Genomic DNA, 17007 nt, shown 5'->3' with positions numbered 1-17007 from the left:
CTCGGAAACGGAGCATCACCGGTGACGATCTCGACCCCTACCAGTACCTTCGCTGGACTCCCCGTCGAGCACTACAGTTCCGACACCACGACCCCCGCCGATCCCGCCGCGGTCGCATGGAAGGTCGCGACCGACTGGCGGCGCGGCGACGACGGATTCGTCGACGATCTCCTGTCTCTCGCCGGGCAACCCTGGGCCGGACAGATCACCACGCTGGTGTTCGGATGTTGGACCGAGGCCAGCGATCCACTGCCCGCAGACAAGGTGGTGCCGCTGCTCGCAGCATTCCCCGCGGTGCGGCACCTGTTCATCGGTGACATGACCTTCGAAGAGTCGGAAATCTCATGGATCGACTGGGGTGATCTCGGAGCGGTCCTCGCTGCGACCCCCCGGCTCGAAACGCTCCAGCTGCGCGGCGGCAGTACCTCCATCGTCAACGATCCGGTCTCGTTCGCCACACCCACGCTGCCGCGCCTGCGGTCGCTGACCGTCGAATCCGGTGGGCTACAGCGGGGATACCTCGACGCGCTGCTCGCCATCGACGCGTCCGACCTCACCGACCTCGAGCTCTGGCTCGGCGTCGACAACTACGGAGCCATCACCGATCTCGATCCGCTCACCGCGCTGCTCGCCGGCGACCGGTTCCCGGCGATGACCCACCTCGGGTTACGTAACAGCGACCTGGCCGACCGCGTCGCCGCGGCACTGGCACAGGCACCAGTCCTGCAGCGCATCACTGTGCTGGATCTGTCCAACGGCACGCTGACCGACACGGGAGCCGACGCGCTCGCCGCCGCCGATCTCGGCGCTGTGCGCACCTTGATCCTCGACCATCATTTCGTCTCCGATGAGGCGTTGATGCGGCTGCGCGCGGCGCACCCGCACGTGGCGATCTCGGCCGACGACCGGCAGGAACCCGAAGAGTACGGCGGCGAGGCCTATCTGTATACCGCTGTCTCCGAATGACTTCCACACCGACGATGCTGCTGGTCGGGAATCCGGGCAGTCGCCGCACGACTCTGCTTGCCGCGGCGTGCCACCGGGCGGGTCACCGGGCACCGCAGGTGTTGAGTTGGCGCACGGTCCTCGCGGGCGGGCCCTCCCGGGCGGGTGCGGTGCTCGCCGCGGCCCTGGCCGCACCGGGAGCACCGGCTCTGGTGCGGATCGACTCCCCCGGCGACGACCCGATCGTTGACCGGTTGCTGCGTGAGGCTCCCGACTGTGCACCCCGCGGTGCGATCACCGCCGGTCCCGACTGGTATCGGGGTTTCTGCACTGCCACCGGCGCGCTCGGCGATGCGGCCGCCGCGGCCGGTGCACGTCTGACCACCGATCCCGCCGACCTGGGGGTGCTCTTCGACAAAGCCGCCTGCCACGTCCGTCTGGAGGCCGCCGGTGTCCCGGTACCTGCCGCGCTCGGGGCCGCTATCCGTGGCTGGGACGACCTGCGGGCCGGACTGCGGAGACGCGGCTGGACCAGGGTGTTCGTCAAGCCCGCTCACGGCTCGTCCGCGTCCGGGGTACTCGCGCTGCAACTGCGCAACCACCATGCGGGCGCCGACGTGCTTGCCCGCGGGCCGGTGCGGTGGCACCACGGGAAGCCGGTCAACAGCCTGCGGCCCGGCACATTCCGCGGCGACAAGGAGGTCGGGGCTCTCGTCGATGCGCTCGCCGTGCATCGACTGCACGTCGAACAGTGGTTTCCGAAACTTGTTCTGCGCGGCAAGGCCGTGGATGTGCGGGTCCTCGTGGTGGCCGGCACCGCGACGCACGCGGTGGTGCGCACTTCACGTGGCTCGGTGACGAACCTGCACCTGGGTAATGCACGCGGTGATCTCGCGGCACTGTGTGCGGTGCTCGGCGATGCGGGGTGGCGGCGGGTGCTCGACGTCGCCGAAGCCGCCGCCCGATGCTTCCCCGGCATGCACACCGTCGGTGTCGACGTGCTCGTCGGTGCGCGAGCCGGATCATCAGGGAGGATACCCACCCCGGTGGCGGTTGCCGAGGTCAACGCCTTCGGCGATTTGCTGCCCGACCTGCCCGGCCTCCACCGCCCCGAGCACGACACCTACGACGCCCAGATCCACAGCCTGACCGGAGCTTTCACTGCATGACCCAGATCCCCGCGTTCCGCGATGTCGTCGGCACCCACGACATCGTGTTCGTCACCCTCGACACGTTGCGTTTCGACGTCGCGGCCACCGAACTGGCCGCCGGCCGCACCCCGAACTTCGCCGCGCTGCTCCCCGGTGGGCAGTGGGAGCAGCGTCATACCCCCGCCACCTTCACTTTCCCCGCTCATCAGGCGTTCTTTGCCGGGTTCTTGCCCACCCCGGCCGACGGCGGCGACCACGAGCGGTTGTTCGCCGCGGAGTTCCCCGGCCACACCGAAGATCTCCTCGGGTCGGGCACCTGGCTGTTCGGCGAGGCCACCGTCGTCGAGGCGCTCGCCGCTGCCGGTTACCGCACCGTGTGTCTCGGCGGGGTGGGTTTCTTCAACCGGCAGACCGCGTTGGGTTCGGTGCTGCCCGACCTGTTCGAGGAAAGTCACTGGGCCGAGGCCACCGGGGTGACCGACCCCGAGAGCTTCGATCATCAACTCGACGTGCTCGACACACGCCTCGCCGTGGACGATCCGCGCCCCCGGTTCGTGTTCGTCAACGTGGCGGCGCTGCACCAGCCCAACCACTTCTATCTCGACGGCATCGCGAGTACTCCCGAGACGCGGCGCCCCGACACCCGGGAAAGTCACGCCGCGGCCTTGCGGTACGTCGATTCGCGGATTCCGCGCCTGACCACAATGCTCGCGGCCGGCCCCCGCCCGGTGTTCCTGATCGTGTGCTCCGATCACGGCACCGCGTACGGCGACGACAACCGGCACGGGCATCGCCTCGCCCACGACTGCGTGTGGACGGTGCCGTACGCGCACACCGTCCTGCCGCACCTCACCCCAGGAGCCACCGCATGACCGACGCCCCCATCGACTTCGACGCGTCCCCGTACCAGGGGTACCTGTACGCCTATCCGCACAAGAGTGCCTATCGTCCCCTCGACCCGTCGCCGCGGTTGCGGGACGTGTGGGCCGGGCAGGACCTGTCGTCGCTGTTCCTCTATGCCCACGTCCCGTTCTGCGAGATGCGCTGCGGTTTCTGCAATCTGTTCACCACCGCCCGCCCACCCGCGGATCGGGTCTCCGACTATCTGCAGGCACTGCGTCGTCAGGCCCGGCAGGTGCGCGCCGAACTCGACGCGACGGGCCGCGACGCCCACTTCGCCACCGCTGCGATCGGCGGCGGCACCCCCACCTATCTCGAACCGGCCGAACTCGACGACCTGTTCGATATCGTCACCGGCTTCGCCCCGGAACTTCCGTCTCTGCCGATCGGGGTGGAGACCTCCCCGGCGACTGCCACCGCGGATCGGCTCACGGTGCTCGCCGAGCGCGGGGTGCACCGCGTCAGCATGGGTGTCCAGAGTTTCCTCGACCGCGAAGCACACGCCGCGGGCCGTCCCCAACACCGCGCCGACGTCGACGCCGCCCTCGACCGGCTGCAGGACGGCCGGTTTCCCGTCGTCAACCTCGATTTGATCTACGGTATCGACGGGCAGACCCCCGACACCTGGCAGTATTCGCTGGACACGGCGCTCGCGCGGCGCCCCGAGGAGATCTACCTGTATCCGTTGTATGTGCGGCCGCTGACCGGGCTCGGTCGCCGCGCCGGCGACGAGGCGCTGCGGGATCCGGACTGGGACAGCGGTCGTCTCGGGCTGTATCGACAGGGCGTTGCCGCGCTCACCGCCGCCGGATATCGTCAGCATTCCATGCGGCAGTTCCGCCGGGCCGATGTGCCGGGCGACGACACCGATTACTGCTGCCAGAACGACGGCATGATCGGACTCGGCTGCGGTGCCCGCTCCTACACCGATACCCTGCACTACTCGTTCGACTATGCCGTCGGGATCCCCGCGGTGCGCACCATCCTCGACGAGTACAGCGCCACCACCGATTTCACCGCTGCCACCGTCGGAGCCCGCCTCGACGATCAGGAACAGCGTCGCCGCTGGCTGATCAAGACCCTGCTGCGCACCGAGGGGATGCGCACCGCGGAGTACACCGGGCGGTTCGGCAGCGACCCGCTCGTCGACATTCCGCAACTCGGTGCCCTGACCGGTCGCGGTTGGTCCACCCATCGGCCCGATCCCGGGGGCGGGACCCGGATCCGATTGACCGACGACGGACTCGCGCACTCCGACGTCATCGGGCCGTGGCTGGTGTCGACGTCGGTCCGTGCGGCGATGGCCACGGCTGTGATCCGATGACCGACTCGTGCGCGCCCGAGTTGACGATCCTCTATCGCGGTCCGCTGGCCAGCTGCAACTACGATTGCCCGTATTGCCCGTTTGCGAAGCGTCGTGACAGTCGCGCCACGCTACGCGCCGACCGGGCCGCGCTCGCCCGGTTCGTCGAGTGGGTCACCCGTAATCCGCAGCGGCATCGGCAGCTGTCGATCCTGTTCACTCCGTGGGGTGAGGCCCTGACGCGCTCCTGGTATCGCGAGGCGCTGGCGGCGCTGTCGCATCTGCCGCATGTGGGGACCGTCGCGGTGCAGACCAACCTGTCGTGCCGCACCGGCTGGCTTGCGGCCGCCGACCCCGCCCGGGTTGCGTTGTGGTGCACCTATCATCCCGGTGAGACGACCCTCGAGAAGTTCGTGGCGCGCACCGACGAACTCGACGCGATGGGGATCCGGCATTCGGTGGGCATCGTCGGGCTCGCCGACAACCTCGCCGCCGCCCGCGCGCTGCGCGCGGCGCTGCCGGAGCACACGTATCTGTGGGTCAACGCCGAGGACGGTCGCGGTTACGACCCGGCAGAGGAAGCGGTGTGGACCGCGCTCGATCCCCTGTTCGGGTACTCGGCGCATCCACATCCGGCGGCGGGGCAGCCGTGCCGCACCGGGGAGAGCGTGATCAGTGTCGACGGCGACGGGTTGGTGCGGCGCTGCCATTTCGTGGCGGCGCCGCTCGGCAACCTCTACGACGGCACATACCTGCACGCGCTACGGCCGCGTCCATGTCCGAACACGGTGTGCGACTGCCACATCGGGTATGTGCATCTCGAGACACTGCCGCTCTACGACGTGTTCGCCGGTGGGATCCTCGAACGCATCCCTGCTGGTCGCCCGGATCTGGCGGGTGTGTGCAGTCGGCCCCGGCCGGATGCGTCTCGGCGTGCCGGCATGCCAGGTATCGGCAGGAGCGCTGCAGGCGAGGTGGGCCGGAGGACGGCGTCGCGGTGATCCGGGGTCGGCGCAAGCATCGTCGACGGGTCATCTGGGGGCTGGTGGTAATACGTCGATGTGTAGGGGGCCGCAGGTCTCGATAAGCCAGTCGAGGCCGGGTCCGGACTGGAAGATCCGGCCGAATGAGCTGTCCTGCCGAAGTGCGTTCCGACAGCGGTCGCCGAACAGGACCACGGCCCGGGTGTCGTTGCATTTACGGGAGGCCCACGCCAGCCCGTCGAAGCCGGCTTCGTGGGCGGCCTTCGCCCACAGCACGGTGCGCGGGTATTCGCCGGCGTCGGTATCGGTGACATGCCGGGCTTCCACTCCGAGGCGGCGCAGGCCGAGGCCGCGCAAACTCGCCAGCTGCAGGTCGCGGGTCACCTCGATCTTGCCCATCACCTTGTCGGCATACGCAGCGTACGGGAGGATGCCGCCGCCGACGGGAATGTCGTGCAGCAGAGACTCTGCGAGCGCTGCCTCTTCCGTGTCGGCGGCGTACAGGACCGGCACCACCGGGCCACCGAAGAACGCGAATCGGGTCCGGCTGCCGTATCCGGGATTGAATTCGCCGACAGTTCGGGTGTTGCTGTGCACCCGGTACAGGCGTTGACCTGTAGTGAGGGGATCGGTGTCGGCGTCGAACGGCCGGGGCGGCGCGCCGGCCGTGTTCACCAGGAGACCCCGAAGGATTCTGCGGCGACTGTCAGGATCTGCTCGGCGTCGTCGATGATGTCCACGGGCCGACTACCGCTGAGGTAGGTCGTCGGTGTCATCATCCACTCGATCAGGCTCGTCTCATCCCAGCCGTGCTGGTCGCCGATGTCGCGGAGTGCGGCGATCACGGGCCGGATGCCGGTGGCCTCGAACTGGAAGGCGGGGTACAGCAGGTATTTTCCGCGACGCAGCGCGAGTAGCCGTCCCTCGCTGCGGGCTGCGGTGGCCGCGTTCCGCCGTGCGACGGCACGAGAGCTCATTCGGTCGGCGGCCTGCGCGCTGGTGAGCAGGCCGAACTCGGTGTCGATGCGGTCGTACAGATTCTGTTGGGCCTGCACGGCCCGCGCCAACGCGGGTGAGGCCGCCGTCAGCTGTGCAGCGTGGATTGCCGTGCCGAGTGCGGTGACATTGCGTCGAGTTTGTGCCAGGTCGGATGCGACGGCCATCGCCAGGCCTTCAGGGGTTGCTGTCTCGGGGTTCATCGCATACCTCCACATGCGTTCTGTGCGGTTAATGGTATCGCACTAAACGCATGTGGTGGTCTGCGCTGACTTCCCTACCAGGGGTTCGTCGTGCTGAGCCGGAACGTCAGCCCGGCAGCACCGTCAACCCGTGCGGACGCCGATTGACCGGCTCGCAGCCGTCGTCGGTGACGATGACGATGTCCTCGATGCGGGCACCCCATTCGCCGCGGAAATAGATGCCCGGTTCGACGCTGAACGCCATGCCCGCCCGCAGCGGTTCAGTGTTGCCCCCCACGATGTACGGCTCTTCGTGCACCGACAGGCCGATGCCGTGCCCGGTGCGGTGCACGAAGACCTCCGCGAGGCCCTCGGCGGCGAGCAGATCACGTGCCGCGGCGTCGATGTCCTCGGCGCGCGCCCCGGGTTTCACGGCATCGACCGCAGCCTGCTGCGCGGCCTCGAGCACCGCGATCTTCTCGGCGGCCGCGGCATCCGGGGCACCGATGCTGTAGGTGCGGGTGGAATCGGAGTTGTAACCCGGTTCGACCGGACCGCCGATGTCGATGACCACGATGTCGCCGGTGGTGATGACCCGGTCGGACACCTCGTGGTGCGGGTCGGCGCCGTGCGGACCCGACCCGACGATCACGAACGCGGCCTCGGTGTGGCCTTCGGCGATGATCGCGGCGGAGATGTCCGCGGCGACCTGCGCTTCGGTGCGGCCCGGGCGCAGCCATTCCCCCATCCTGGCGTGTACCCGGTCGATGGCAGCACCGGCGCGACGCAGTGCCTCGATTTCGTCACTGTCTTTGATCATGCGCAGATCCCGGATCACCCCGGTCGCGAGCACCGGAACGTGATCGAATGTCGCGGCGAGCGGCACCAGATGCAGCGCGGGCATCGCGTCGGCCACCGCAATCTTCCCGCCGGCGGGGACGAGGTCCGCGACGATCGCGTACGGGTTCTGCCCGTCTACCCAGTCCCGTACCGGCAGTGCGAGTTCGGCGACGGCGGACTCGTTCAGCGACGCCAACTCGAGGCGCGGCACGACGATCGCGGCGGTCGAGCCGTCGGTGGGGATCACCAGGGCGGTGAGGCGTTCGAACGATTCGGCGCGGGACCCGATGAGGTACCGCAGGTCGGGGCCGGGGGTGATCAGGAGCGCATCGAGTCCGGCAGCGGCACCGAGTTCGGCAGCGCGGCGCAGTCGGGCTCCGTAGCGGACGGCGGGGAAGCGGGACTCAGCGGTACTCATGTCGTCGAGCCTAATGCCCGGTGAACGATGGCAGGATGAGTCCGTGACCGAACCCGACATTTCCGCATCCGCCGACGCCGGGCCCGCCCTCCGGACGCCATCACTGTTGCTGCTGGACAGCGCGAGCCTGTGGTTCCGCGCGTTCTACGGCGTCCCCGCCTCCCTGACCGGACCGGACGGCACTCCCGTCAACGCGATCCGCGGGTTCGTCGACATGGTTGCATCGCTGATCCGGCGGCACCGCCCCACCCGGATGGTCGCCTGCCTGGATCTGGACTGGAGGCCCGCGTTCCGGGTCGTGGCGGTGCCCAGCTACAAGGCACACCGTGTCGCCGCCGGTTCTGTCGACGGCAGGGTCGAAGACGTCCCGCCCGCACTGGTCCCGCAGGTCCCGGTGATCCTCGAGATCCTCGCCGCCGCGGGCATCGCCACCGGCGGCGCCGACGGTTTCGAAGCCGACGACGTGATGGGCACCCTCGCCGCGACCGAACGCACCGATCCGGTGGTGGTCGTCAGCGGTGACCGGGATCTGCTGCAGGTCGTCACCGACACCCCGGTGCCCGTGCGGGTGCTGTACGTCGGCCGGGGCCTGGCCAAAGCAGAATTGTTCGACCCGGCTTCGGTCGCCGTCAAATACGGTGTTCCCGCCGAGCGGGCGGGCGCCGCCTACGCTGAGCTCGCGGCGCTGCGCGGCGACCCGTCGGACGGATTGCCCGGCGTCAAAGGTGTCGGGGAGAAGACCGCATCCGGGTTGCTGATGCAGTACGGGTCCCTCGCGGCGGTGCGCGCGGCGGCGCTCGACGAGTCCACATCACTCGCGAAAGGCATGCGCAGCAAGCTTGTCGCCGCGTCGGACTATCTCGACGTGGCGATGCCGGTGGTGCAGGTGGCCACCGACGCGCCGGTGCAGCGTTCGAAGGCCGACGAGTTGCCGTCGTCGCCGGCCGATGCGGACGCATTGACCGCCCTCGCGCAGCAGTGGGGTGTCGAACGGGCCGTGGGGTCGCTCACCGCGGCCCTCGCCGGTCGGTGACCTGCCGTATGACCGACCAGAATCCGATCGGGAGGATCGGACGAGTGACGTTGGCGACCCGCGGGACCGCCGGGCCCGGACAGGTGGAAGTGACCATCCGCGGCGGCCGGGAAACCTACACTGCGTGGTCCGCGGATCCGCTGCCGGCGATGTGCACCGTCCTGGTGATCGCCGAGCGCGGTGGCCGCACCCTCGACGTCGAGCCCTGGCTGGACCTGGATTTCGAGAACGCGGCAGGCGCTACCTGACACAGCACTATCCGACCAAGCAGTACCTGACCAGAGCAGTACCTGACCAGAGGAGTACGAATGTTCGGCTATCGAGTGCCCGCCCCCAACCAAGCCCTGCTCATCTCCGGCGGCAATCGCGGAGGAGACGGGGCGCCGTTCCGTGTGGTCACCGGCCAGGGCGCGTTCGTGATCCCGGTTCTGCGGAAAGCGGACATCCTGTCGCTGGACCTGCACGAGGCCATCATCAAGGAAACCTGCGTGACCACCCAGGGAGTGGAACTGTCCGTCAGCGCAGTCGTCGCGTTCAAGGTGGGCAACGACAAGGAATCGATCGTCAACGCCGCACAGCGTTTCCTGTCCTCGCAGAAGGGTGCGATGTCGAGCACCGTCGGGGAAATCTTCGCGGGTCACCTGCGGTCCATCATCGGCTCGATGACGGTCGAGGAAATTATTCGCAATCGTGAGGTGCTCGCCTCACAGGTGCTCGACAGTTCCAATGTGGAGATGGGGCGGATGGGTCTGATCGTGGATTCGATGCAGATCCGCTCCATCGACGACTGCGACTCCGGTTACATCGATTCCTTGCGGGCACCACACCTCGCGCAGGTGGAGCGGGAAGCGAAAATCGCGCAGGCCGAAGCAGATCGGGCCTCCGCCGAAGCCCAGCAGGAATCCCGTCGCCGTCAGGCGGAGTACATGCGTGAGACCGCCATCAAGGAAGCCGAGATCGAGGCGGAGACCGATCGTGTCAAGGCGGAGTCCGCGCAGGCGGGGCCGCTCGCGCAGGCCAAGGCGCAACGTGAGGTTCTCGAGGCGCAGTCGGAACTGGCGATCAAGCACGCGGCGCTGCGGGAGAAGCAGCTCGAGGCAGAGGTCATCAAACCCGCGGAGGCACGGGCGCGGGAGACCGAGATCTTGGCCAAGGCCAAGGCAGAGGAGATCCGGATCCTCGCCGAAGCTGCGGCGTCCAACGATCGTGTCGCACTGGATCAGACGTTGATCGAGCAGTTGCCGCTGATCGTGGAGGCCGCTGCGAAGGGCCTGGCGAACTCCAACCTGACCATCCTCAACGGTCAGGAGGGGGTCAACGACACCATCTCCGGCATGGTCGGTCAGGGTCTGGCTGTGTTCGGGGCGCTGCAGAAAGGCATTCTGAGCGGCGACAAGGACGACGACCAGCAGGGCCTGCACGAAATCGCGGGCTGACCCCGCGCGAATCGCACCGACGGTCGGGGACACGGGCAGCTGCTGCCCGTGTCCCCGACCGCGACCATCTATCGGCGGTGTGCCAGGAGCGCGCGGCCGGTGTCCCATTCGCCGAGTAGCGCGGGGCCGGCAGGTTCGGTGTCGACCGGACGGTGATGCACCACCACCGTGGCACCTCCCGCCTCGATCACGGTGTCGGTTCCCACAGCGGCACACCGCGCCTCGGTGACGGCGATCCCCGATGCCGGCCCGGTACCCGTTCCTCGGACGCGTACGGTGTTCGTGATCTTCCGCGGCTCGGCGCCGTCGATGTGCACGAACTGCTCCGCCTCACATCCGCCGCCGTCGATGGTCGCGAGCAACTGCGTGACGTAGACGGGGTCGGTCGTCGCGTCGTAGACGTAGCGGTGGCCGAGCACCGAATGCTCGATCTGCCCCACCAGTTGCGCAGTCGGCAGCGGCGCCCCGCGGTAGGTCAGCGGCACCTGATAGACGGCCCCGTCCGCGTCGCGCACCAGGTGAATCTCGATACCGACCTCACCGTCCGGGTCGTCGAAGCGGTACGCACCGAGCGGTTCGAGTACCGGAGCGGTTCCCGGGTAGTAGTCGGCGGCCGGCAACCAGGCAGTAATCACGTCCTGCTTGCTCGGCGACAGGTCGGCTGAATACAGGAGGGCCATGGCGTGAGCATAACGGGGCGGGGCGTCGAACCCCGGCCGATCCGGATGCGGTGAGCCGCTGGCGATGGCGGTGTCGACGAACGTGGCACGTCCACGGAATCGGCGCCAACGAAAACCCTGTTGCCCGGCTGCCGCGGCCGTTGCTAGGTTTCCGGGGACCGTGCAAGAGAGCGAGGAGGTGGTACCCGTGAACGCAGTATCGATACGGGTGCTCCCCTGTGGGGTCACGGTCGGACGATAGGTCGTCCGGGAGCACCGCTCGAGCGCACTCCCGAAAGGCACGACCATGCTCTTCACTTCCGAACACTCCCCTTCCGAACCAGGCGTCGACGACGGCGTTGTCGAACGTACCTTCGTTCTCGGTGAGGTTCCCGGCATCCTGTGGACGCCCGCAGCAGCCTCCGCTGCTGTCCCGTTGATCCTGCTCGGTCATCCGCCACTCGGACTCCACGCGATGTACCCGAGACTGGCGGCCCGGGCCCGCGCCGCCGTGGCGCAGGGCTACGCCGCGGCCACCCTCGAGAACCCCGGAAGCGGTGACCGGCCTCGATCGGCCGCCGCCGATCAGGCCCGAGCCGACCTGCGCCGGGCACTGCAGTCCGGGGAGCCCGTCGGCGACGCGCTCGTCGACCGGCTCATCCTTCCGCTGGTCGACAGGGCGGTCCCGGAACTGCAGACCGCCCTCGACGCCCTGCTCGCGCTGCCGCAGATCCGCGGCCCGGTGGGGTATTCGGGAGGGGTGATCGCCACCGGCGTCCGGCTGGCGGTGGTCGAGCCACGCATCACCGCGGCTGTTCTGTTCGCAGGGAGTTTCGTGCCCCGCACCATCGTCGAGGACGCCCGGCAGGTCACCATTCCGCTGCATGTCCTGGTGCAATGGGACGACGACGGAAACGATCGGCGTGCGGCGTTGGAGTTGTTCGACGCGTTCGGCTCCGCGGAGAAGGCGCTGCACGCGCACATGGGCGGGCACGCCGGTGTCCCGCAGCACGCGAGCGATGAGGCGAACCGGTTCTTCGCTCGGCACCTGAACTGAGGCCCGGTCGGCGGTGCGTCGCGGCGCCGCCGACCGGCCCTCCCCGGGGGTGCACAGTTTTCGGCCCCCGCAAAATCCTGATCGTCATAAGTGGGGATTATGACGATCAACGATAATACATGAATAGTTGCGCATATGGATCGTGGATTGAAACGAAAAGGCAGCGACTATGTCGTTCGCTCAGTCGAGAGTGCGTAGTACCTGCGATTTTATGATTTAATATCATTTCGTTTCGAGTTACATTTCGAAACACGTACGTTTATGGAACAGTCGGAGACGGTCGAAGGGGTCCGGAATGAGCGATACGACGAATGCGGCGTCCGCGTCACGCGCAGAAGCCGGCAAACCACGCGTCGGCCGACCCCGCAAATACGACTCCCCCGCCGATCGTGTCCGCGCCCACCGTGAACGTGCACGGCTGCGGAAGGAAGCTGAACAACTCGCAGAACTGACCGACCCCGCCAGCCCGAGCGACGCAGCCGCCAACCTCACCGCCGCGGTGACGGCACTACGCACCCTCACCGCCGCAAGCCTCGAACAACACAGCGCGGTCGCCACCCAGATCACGGCGGCGCTCGACAAACTCACCGATCCCGGCGCACTCGACGCGCAGCTGCACCGCGCCGCCACCGAACTCGCCAAGGTCAAGGCCGACGCCGACGCGAAGATCGCCCGCCTGAACGAACAACTCAGCCACGCCACCGACGACCGCGACAACGCCGACGCGGCCGTCGAGGCCGTCGACCGCGAACTGTCCGACGCACGCGCCGCGCATGACGAGCAGATCCGCACACTCGACACCGCGCATCACGACGAACTGACGCGCCTGCATGAAGAGCACGCCGATGCGCTGCGCCGCCACCGAGACGAGCACGCGGCCGCGATCGCCGAACACGAACAGAACGTCAACGACCTGCACGCGACGATCACCACGCAGCGCGAACATCTCGACGCGGCGACGATCGAACGCGACCGGCTCCGCACCGAGGTCGGTGAGCATCGGGACCGGCTCACCCGCGCCGACACCGCGGCCGAACGCGCCCGCGCAGACACCGAGCGGCACGCCACGACCATCGACCGCCTCGAATCCGACCTCGGTCTCGAACGGACCCGTGTCGCCGAGCTCCGTGATGCGCTCGAAGACGCGCGCGTCACCTCCGCCACCGCGCGTGCTGCAGAAACCGCCGCCCGCGACCGCGGCGACGAACTGCGCACCGAGGTCACTGCGCTGCGCGCCGAACTGTCCGCGCTCCGAGCCGACGCCGAGACGAACCGCGCGGAACTCACCCGCCTGCGCGCGGCCACCGCACGGTCTCGGGACGGACACGATCCCTCGGACTAGATCCCGGCCGGACAGCTGCTCGCAGCGCGGACGTCTCGGCTTCTTCGGTGACGATGCCCCGAGCCGTGGGGCCCCGCGAGGTCTGGACCCCGTTCCCACGACAGGGTCATCATGGAGAGGTGACCCGCTCACGGACCGTCGACTCCGCGGCGCATTTCGTCGCCGCGCGGGCACATTCGGCACGGGAGATCCCGCGTTCACCGAACCCCTCCGTGAGCACCGTCCCATTCACCGAACACCGGAAGGAATGGCACCGTGTCCAAGAGCGAAAGCGAAAACCCGGCGATCGCATCCCCTACACCGAAAGCGCACCGCCCCCGCACGATCCGTGACTGGTGGCCCGACCAACTCGATCTGAGTGTGCTCCGTCCGCAGTCTCCCGCGACCGACCCGATGGGTGTGGACTTCGACTATCCGAGCGAGTTCGCGTCCCTCGACGTCGATGCCCTCGAACGGGACATCGTCGAGGTGATGACGACGTCGCAACCGTGGTGGCCCGCCGATCACGGCCACTACGGTCCCCTCTTCATCCGGATGAGCTGGCATGCTGCAGGCACCTATCGGATCGCCGACGGTCGCGGTGGCGGTGGCCAGGGCGCACAGCGGCTCGCGCCGCTCAACAGCTGGCCGGACAACGCCAGTCTCGACAAGGCACGACGGTTGCTGTGGCCGATCAAGAAGAAATACGGCAGGAAGATCTCCTGGGCCGACCTGATCATCTTCGCCGGTAACTGCGCCTACGAATCGATGGGTTTCACGACCTTCGGATTCGGGTTCGGCCGCGAAGACATCTGGGAACCGGACGAGGTGTACTGGGGTCCGGAGGACACCTGGCTCGGGGACGAACGCTACAGCGGTGAACGGGATCTCGCCGGTCCGCTCGGCGCAGTGCAGATGGGGCTGATCTACGTCAATCCCGAAGGCCCCAACGGCACCCCCGATCCGATCGCCGCGGCCGTCGATATCCGGGAGACGTTCGGGCGGATGGCAATGAACGACATCGAGACCGCCGCGTTGATCGTCGGCGGCCACACCGTCGGTAAGACGCACGGCGCGGGCCCCGCCGATCTGGTCGGCCCCGAACCCGAAGCCGCCCCGGTCGAACAGCAGGGCCTCGGCTGGAAGAATGCCTACGGCACCGGGGTCGGTGGTGACGCGATCACCAGCGGTCTGGAAGGTACCTGGACCCCGACCCCCACGTCCTGGGACAACTCGTTCCTCGACACCCTCTACCGCTACGAGTGGGAGAAGACGACGAGTCCCGCCGGTGCGTTCCAGTGGATTCCGAAGGACGGTGCCGCGGCCGATGCGGTGCCCGATGCGCACGACCCGTCGAAACGCCATCCCCCGGTGATGCTCACCACCGACCTGTCGTTGCGCTTCGACGAGATCTACGGCCCGATCACTCGCCGCTGGCTCGATCATCCCGAGGAACTCGAGGCCGAATTCGGTAAGGCCTGGTACAAACTGCTGCACCGCGACATGGGGCCGATCACTCGCTATCTGGGCCCGCGGATCCCCGAAGCGCAAGTGTGGCAGGACCCGGTGCCCGCGGTCGATCACCCGCTCGTCGGCGCCAGCGAGGTCGCCGCGTTGAAGCAGATGATCCTCGACTCGGGTCTGTCGATCCGGCAACTGGTCACCACGGCCTGGGCGGCCGCGGCGAGCTTCCGCGGCACCGACAAGCGCGGCGGCGCCAACGGAGCCCGCCTGCGGCTCTCGCCGCAGAAAGATTGGGAGGTCAACGAACCGGCCGCCGTGGCAGAGGTCATCGTGGTGCTCGACCGGATCCGGCAGGAATTCGACGACCGGCAGAGCGGGGACACGAAGATCTCACTCGCCGACCTCATCGTCCTCGGCGGATGCGCCGGGATCGAACAGGCCGCGGTCGCGGCGGGACACGACATCACGGTCCCGTTCACACCGGGACGCACCGATGCCGCACAAGAGCAGACCGACGCCGAGTCCTTCGCGGTGCTCGAACCGAAGGCGGACGGATTCCGCAACTATCTGCGGGCCGGGGAGAAACAACCACCGGAACGGCTGCTCCTCGATCGAGCGAACCTGCTGACGTTGACGGCACCCGAGATGACGGTGCTGCTCGGTGGGATGCGCGTACTCGACACCGATCACGGTGGGGCTTCCCACGGGGTGCTGACGGACCGGCCCGGAATGTTGACCACCGATTTCTTCGTGACCATCACGGACATGGGTATCGAATGGTTCCCCTCGACCAGCGAGGAGCACGTCTACGAGGGACGTGACCGAGTCACCGGTCACTCCCGGGGAACGGCGACTGCCGTCGATCTCGTGTTCGGATCGCACTCACAGCTGCGGGGTATCGCCGAGGTGTATGCGAGCGATGACGCCCAGCCCAAGTTCGTCCGGGATTTCGTGGCCGCATGGGACAAGGTGATGAACCTGGACCGGTTCGACGTCGCCTGAACTCGCGGCGATCGATCAGCCCAGGTCGGCTACCGCGGTGTTGGCGCCGCAGAGAACCACGCACAGGGTCCGGCCCGCGGCAGGCGTGACCGTCCCCGCCAGAACGGGCGCGAGCGCCGCGGCCGTGCCGTGTTCGACGACGATGCGTAGCTCGTCCCACAACCAGCGTCGCGCGTCGACGATAGCGGCGTCGTCGACGACGAGACTGTCGATACGTCCGCTGCTCGCCGCAGCCCACGCGAGGTTCCCGATGCGGGTGGCACCGAGCGAATCGGCGGCGATGCTGTCCACCTCGATATCGATCGGTCCCCCCGCGGCCAGCGCACGGTGCAGGGCGGCAGCACCGGCCGGTTCGACGCCGTGGATCACGTCGGTGTCGCGGGCGCCGGCGGTGACCCCGGCGACCAGTCCCCCGCCTCCGACTGCGACAAGACACTCCATGGGAGACCCGATCTGTTCGGCCAGTTCGAGCGCGATGGTACCGGCGCCGGCGACGATGTCCGGTAGGTCGTAGGCGTGCAACGTCACGGCGCCGAGTTCACCGGCGAGAGTCGCGGCGTGCGCTGCGGCGTCGGCATAGGACCAGCCCGCCCGGTGCACGGTCGCGCCGAGCCGCCGCAACCGGTCGAGCTTCGCCGGTGGCACGGCGTCGGGAACAACGACGGTGCAGGGTGTGCCCCAGTATCGGGCCGCCCAGGCGGCACCGATAGCGGCGTTGCCGCCGGAGGCGATGAGTACGCCCGCAGCGGGGAGCGTGCCGTTCTCGCGGGCGCGGCCGAACGCGTTGAGGCTGCCGCGGACCTTGAAGGATCCACCGTGCTGCAAGTATTCGAGTTTGAATACCACCTCGACCGGGCCGTTCGGGGTGGGCACCGCTGCCGTGACGATCGGGGTGCGCCGCACGATCGAGGTGATGCGGCGTGCAGCGTCGACGACGGACTCGTGATCGACCGCTGTGGCCGGTGCTGTTGCTTGGGGGTTGTCGTGGTCGGAACTCACCGGTACACGATCCATCCGAAGAGCCCGAACTGCACGATCGCGTCGGCGACGTCACCGTCGATCAGGCGGGGGTTCTCGGCGCGGACCGCGTCACGAGTGTGCGCATAGTGGGCGTCGTCGTCGAGGAGTATCGTGCTGATCCCGCGTTGCGCGACACTCCCGTCGATGATGTGGATCGTGCCACCTGTCTCCGTGATGCGTGCGGTGGCGACGCCGTCCCATTCCTCGACTGTCGCCCACGCGGCGACTCCGCCGCCCTCGATGGCCTCACGCAGGATCTGGCCGATCAGCTCGCTCGTCGGGTGCACTGCGCGAGCG

Annotated in this window: 17 protein-coding genes; 11 read left to right on the top strand and 6 right to left on the bottom strand. The window is 68.2% G+C overall.

Annotated elements, in window-relative coordinates:
* Positions 1 to 21 precede the first annotated feature (21 nt).
* From ACSYG9_RS23730 to ACSYG9_RS23710, 5 genes are read left to right on the top strand one after another with little or no spacing between them, the layout of a single operon-like run.
* Positions 22 to 966, top strand: a complete 945-nt coding sequence (locus ACSYG9_RS23730; RefSeq protein WP_440124777.1) for a hypothetical protein — start codon at positions 22 to 24, stop codon at positions 964 to 966.
* Positions 963 to 2114 (top strand): STM4014 family protein, encoded by a 1152-nt coding sequence (locus ACSYG9_RS23725; RefSeq protein WP_454840208.1) that lies wholly within the window; start codon positions 963 to 965, stop codon positions 2112 to 2114. Before ACSYG9_RS23730 ends, ACSYG9_RS23725 begins: the two co-directional genes overlap by 4 nt.
* Positions 2111 to 2968 (top strand): STM4013/SEN3800 family hydrolase, encoded by an 858-nt coding sequence (locus ACSYG9_RS23720; RefSeq protein WP_440124775.1) that lies wholly within the window; start codon positions 2111 to 2113, stop codon positions 2966 to 2968. The genes ACSYG9_RS23725 and ACSYG9_RS23720 overlap by 4 nt, the downstream gene beginning before the upstream one ends.
* Entirely contained in the window at positions 2965 to 4320 is a 1356-nt protein-coding gene (locus tag ACSYG9_RS23715; RefSeq protein WP_454840206.1) for an STM4012 family radical SAM protein, read from the top strand. Before ACSYG9_RS23720 ends, ACSYG9_RS23715 begins: the two co-directional genes overlap by 4 nt.
* Complete coding sequence (locus tag ACSYG9_RS23710) at positions 4317 to 5300, top strand: STM4011 family radical SAM protein (RefSeq protein WP_454840205.1); 984 nt, start codon at positions 4317 to 4319, stop codon at positions 5298 to 5300. Before ACSYG9_RS23715 ends, ACSYG9_RS23710 begins: the two co-directional genes overlap by 4 nt.
* A 30-nt stretch (positions 5301 to 5330) precedes the next feature.
* On the opposite strand, the gene ACSYG9_RS23705 is transcribed toward ACSYG9_RS23710, so the two are convergent.
* The 3 genes from ACSYG9_RS23705 to ACSYG9_RS23695 form a co-directional block, all read right to left on the bottom strand.
* Positions 5331 to 5957 carry an RES family NAD+ phosphorylase gene (locus ACSYG9_RS23705; protein WP_454840203.1) on the bottom strand — a complete coding sequence of 209 codons (627 nt, stop codon included), beginning with the start codon at positions 5955 to 5957 and terminating at the stop codon, positions 5331 to 5333.
* On the bottom strand, positions 5954 to 6481 hold the full coding sequence (locus ACSYG9_RS23700) for a hypothetical protein (protein WP_440124771.1): 528 nt from the start codon (positions 6479 to 6481) through the stop codon (positions 5954 to 5956). Before ACSYG9_RS23700 ends, ACSYG9_RS23705 begins: the two co-directional genes overlap by 4 nt.
* Positions 6482 to 6587: 106 nt before the next feature.
* Positions 6588 to 7718 (bottom strand): M24 family metallopeptidase, encoded by a 1131-nt coding sequence (locus ACSYG9_RS23695; RefSeq protein ID WP_440124770.1) that lies wholly within the window; start codon positions 7716 to 7718, stop codon positions 6588 to 6590.
* A gap of 43 nt (positions 7719 to 7761) precedes the next feature.
* On the opposite strand from ACSYG9_RS23695, the gene ACSYG9_RS23690 reads away from it, so the two are divergent.
* Genes ACSYG9_RS23690 through ACSYG9_RS23680 form a run of 3 tightly spaced genes read left to right on the top strand, consistent with a single transcriptional unit; the run spans position 7762 to position 10187 of the window.
* Entirely contained in the window at positions 7762 to 8751 is a 990-nt protein-coding gene (locus tag ACSYG9_RS23690) for a 5'-3' exonuclease H3TH domain-containing protein (RefSeq protein ID WP_440124769.1), read from the top strand.
* 44 nt (positions 8752 to 8795) lie between these two features.
* Positions 8796 to 8999, top strand: coding sequence for a hypothetical protein (locus tag ACSYG9_RS23685; protein WP_440124768.1), 204 nt, complete (start codon positions 8796 to 8798; stop codon positions 8997 to 8999).
* Positions 9000 to 9059: 60 nt separating this feature from the next.
* Positions 9060 to 10187, top strand: a complete 1128-nt coding sequence (locus ACSYG9_RS23680) for an SPFH domain-containing protein (RefSeq protein ID WP_440124767.1) — start codon at positions 9060 to 9062, stop codon at positions 10185 to 10187.
* A gap of 68 nt (positions 10188 to 10255) precedes the next feature.
* Here ACSYG9_RS23680 and ACSYG9_RS23675 read toward each other — a convergent pair whose 3' ends face one another.
* A complete protein-coding gene (locus tag ACSYG9_RS23675; protein ID WP_454840200.1) occupies positions 10256 to 10867 on the bottom strand; it encodes a maltokinase N-terminal cap-like domain-containing protein in 612 nt (203 codons plus the stop codon).
* A gap of 286 nt (positions 10868 to 11153) precedes the next feature.
* Between ACSYG9_RS23675 and ACSYG9_RS23670 the strand changes: the two genes are divergently transcribed.
* The 3 genes from ACSYG9_RS23670 (at position 11154) to katG (ending at position 15690) form a co-directional block, all read left to right on the top strand.
* Positions 11154 to 11903 (top strand): alpha/beta hydrolase, encoded by a 750-nt coding sequence (locus ACSYG9_RS23670; RefSeq protein WP_440124765.1) that lies wholly within the window; start codon positions 11154 to 11156, stop codon positions 11901 to 11903.
* A 295-nt stretch (positions 11904 to 12198) separates the two neighbouring features.
* Positions 12199 to 13245 carry a hypothetical protein gene (locus ACSYG9_RS23665; protein WP_440124764.1) on the top strand — a complete coding sequence of 349 codons (1047 nt, stop codon included), beginning with the start codon at positions 12199 to 12201 and terminating at the stop codon, positions 13243 to 13245.
* 255 nt (positions 13246 to 13500) lie between these two features.
* On the top strand, positions 13501 to 15690 hold the full coding sequence (gene katG, locus ACSYG9_RS23660) for a catalase/peroxidase HPI (protein WP_454840197.1): 2190 nt from the start codon (positions 13501 to 13503) through the stop codon (positions 15688 to 15690).
* A gap of 15 nt (positions 15691 to 15705) precedes the next feature.
* Here the strand turns inward: katG and ACSYG9_RS23655 are convergent, their stop codons facing one another.
* Together ACSYG9_RS23655 and ACSYG9_RS23650 are read right to left on the bottom strand one after the other, a co-directional pair.
* On the bottom strand, positions 15706 to 16704 hold the full coding sequence (locus tag ACSYG9_RS23655) for a serine/threonine dehydratase (protein WP_454840196.1): 999 nt from the start codon (positions 16702 to 16704) through the stop codon (positions 15706 to 15708).
* Positions 16686 to 16997: a hypothetical protein gene (locus ACSYG9_RS23650; protein WP_440124761.1), complete on the bottom strand. Its 312-nt coding sequence runs from the start codon at positions 16995 to 16997 to the stop codon at positions 16686 to 16688. Before ACSYG9_RS23650 ends, ACSYG9_RS23655 begins: the two co-directional genes overlap by 19 nt.
* Positions 16998 to 17007: the final 10 nt, after the last annotated feature.

The sequence above is a fragment of the Rhodococcus sp. SJ-2 genome (assembly GCF_053750035.1).
This window is presented reverse-complemented; position numbering and strand designations above follow the sequence as displayed.

Bases quoted from the DNA above. Each gene is read 5' to 3' on its own strand.
- ACSYG9_RS23725 (WP_454840208.1), top strand. From the start codon at position 963: ATGACTTCCACACCGACGATGCTGCTGGTCGGGAATCCGGGCAGTCGC.
- ACSYG9_RS23720 (WP_440124775.1), top strand. From the start codon at position 2,111: ATGACCCAGATCCCCGCGTTCCGCGATGTCGTCGGCACCCACGACATC.
- ACSYG9_RS23715 (WP_454840206.1), top strand. From the start codon at position 2,965: ATGACCGACGCCCCCATCGACTTCGACGCGTCCCCGTACCAGGGGTAC.
- ACSYG9_RS23710 (WP_454840205.1), top strand. From the start codon at position 4,317: ATGACCGACTCGTGCGCGCCCGAGTTGACGATCCTCTATCGCGGTCCG.
- ACSYG9_RS23700 (WP_440124771.1), bottom strand. From the start codon at position 6,481: ATGAACCCCGAGACAGCAACCCCTGAAGGCCTGGCGATGGCCGTCGCA.
- ACSYG9_RS23695 (WP_440124770.1), bottom strand. From the start codon at position 7,718: ATGAGTACCGCTGAGTCCCGCTTCCCCGCCGTCCGCTACGGAGCCCGA.
- ACSYG9_RS23680 (WP_440124767.1), top strand. From the start codon at position 9,060: ATGTTCGGCTATCGAGTGCCCGCCCCCAACCAAGCCCTGCTCATCTCC.
- ACSYG9_RS23675 (WP_454840200.1), bottom strand. From the start codon at position 10,867: ATGGCCCTCCTGTATTCAGCCGACCTGTCGCCGAGCAAGCAGGACGTG.
- ACSYG9_RS23670 (WP_440124765.1), top strand. From the start codon at position 11,154: ATGCTCTTCACTTCCGAACACTCCCCTTCCGAACCAGGCGTCGACGAC.
- ACSYG9_RS23665 (WP_440124764.1), top strand. From the start codon at position 12,199: ATGAGCGATACGACGAATGCGGCGTCCGCGTCACGCGCAGAAGCCGGC.
- ACSYG9_RS23655 (WP_454840196.1), bottom strand. From the start codon at position 16,704: ATGGATCGTGTACCGGTGAGTTCCGACCACGACAACCCCCAAGCAACA.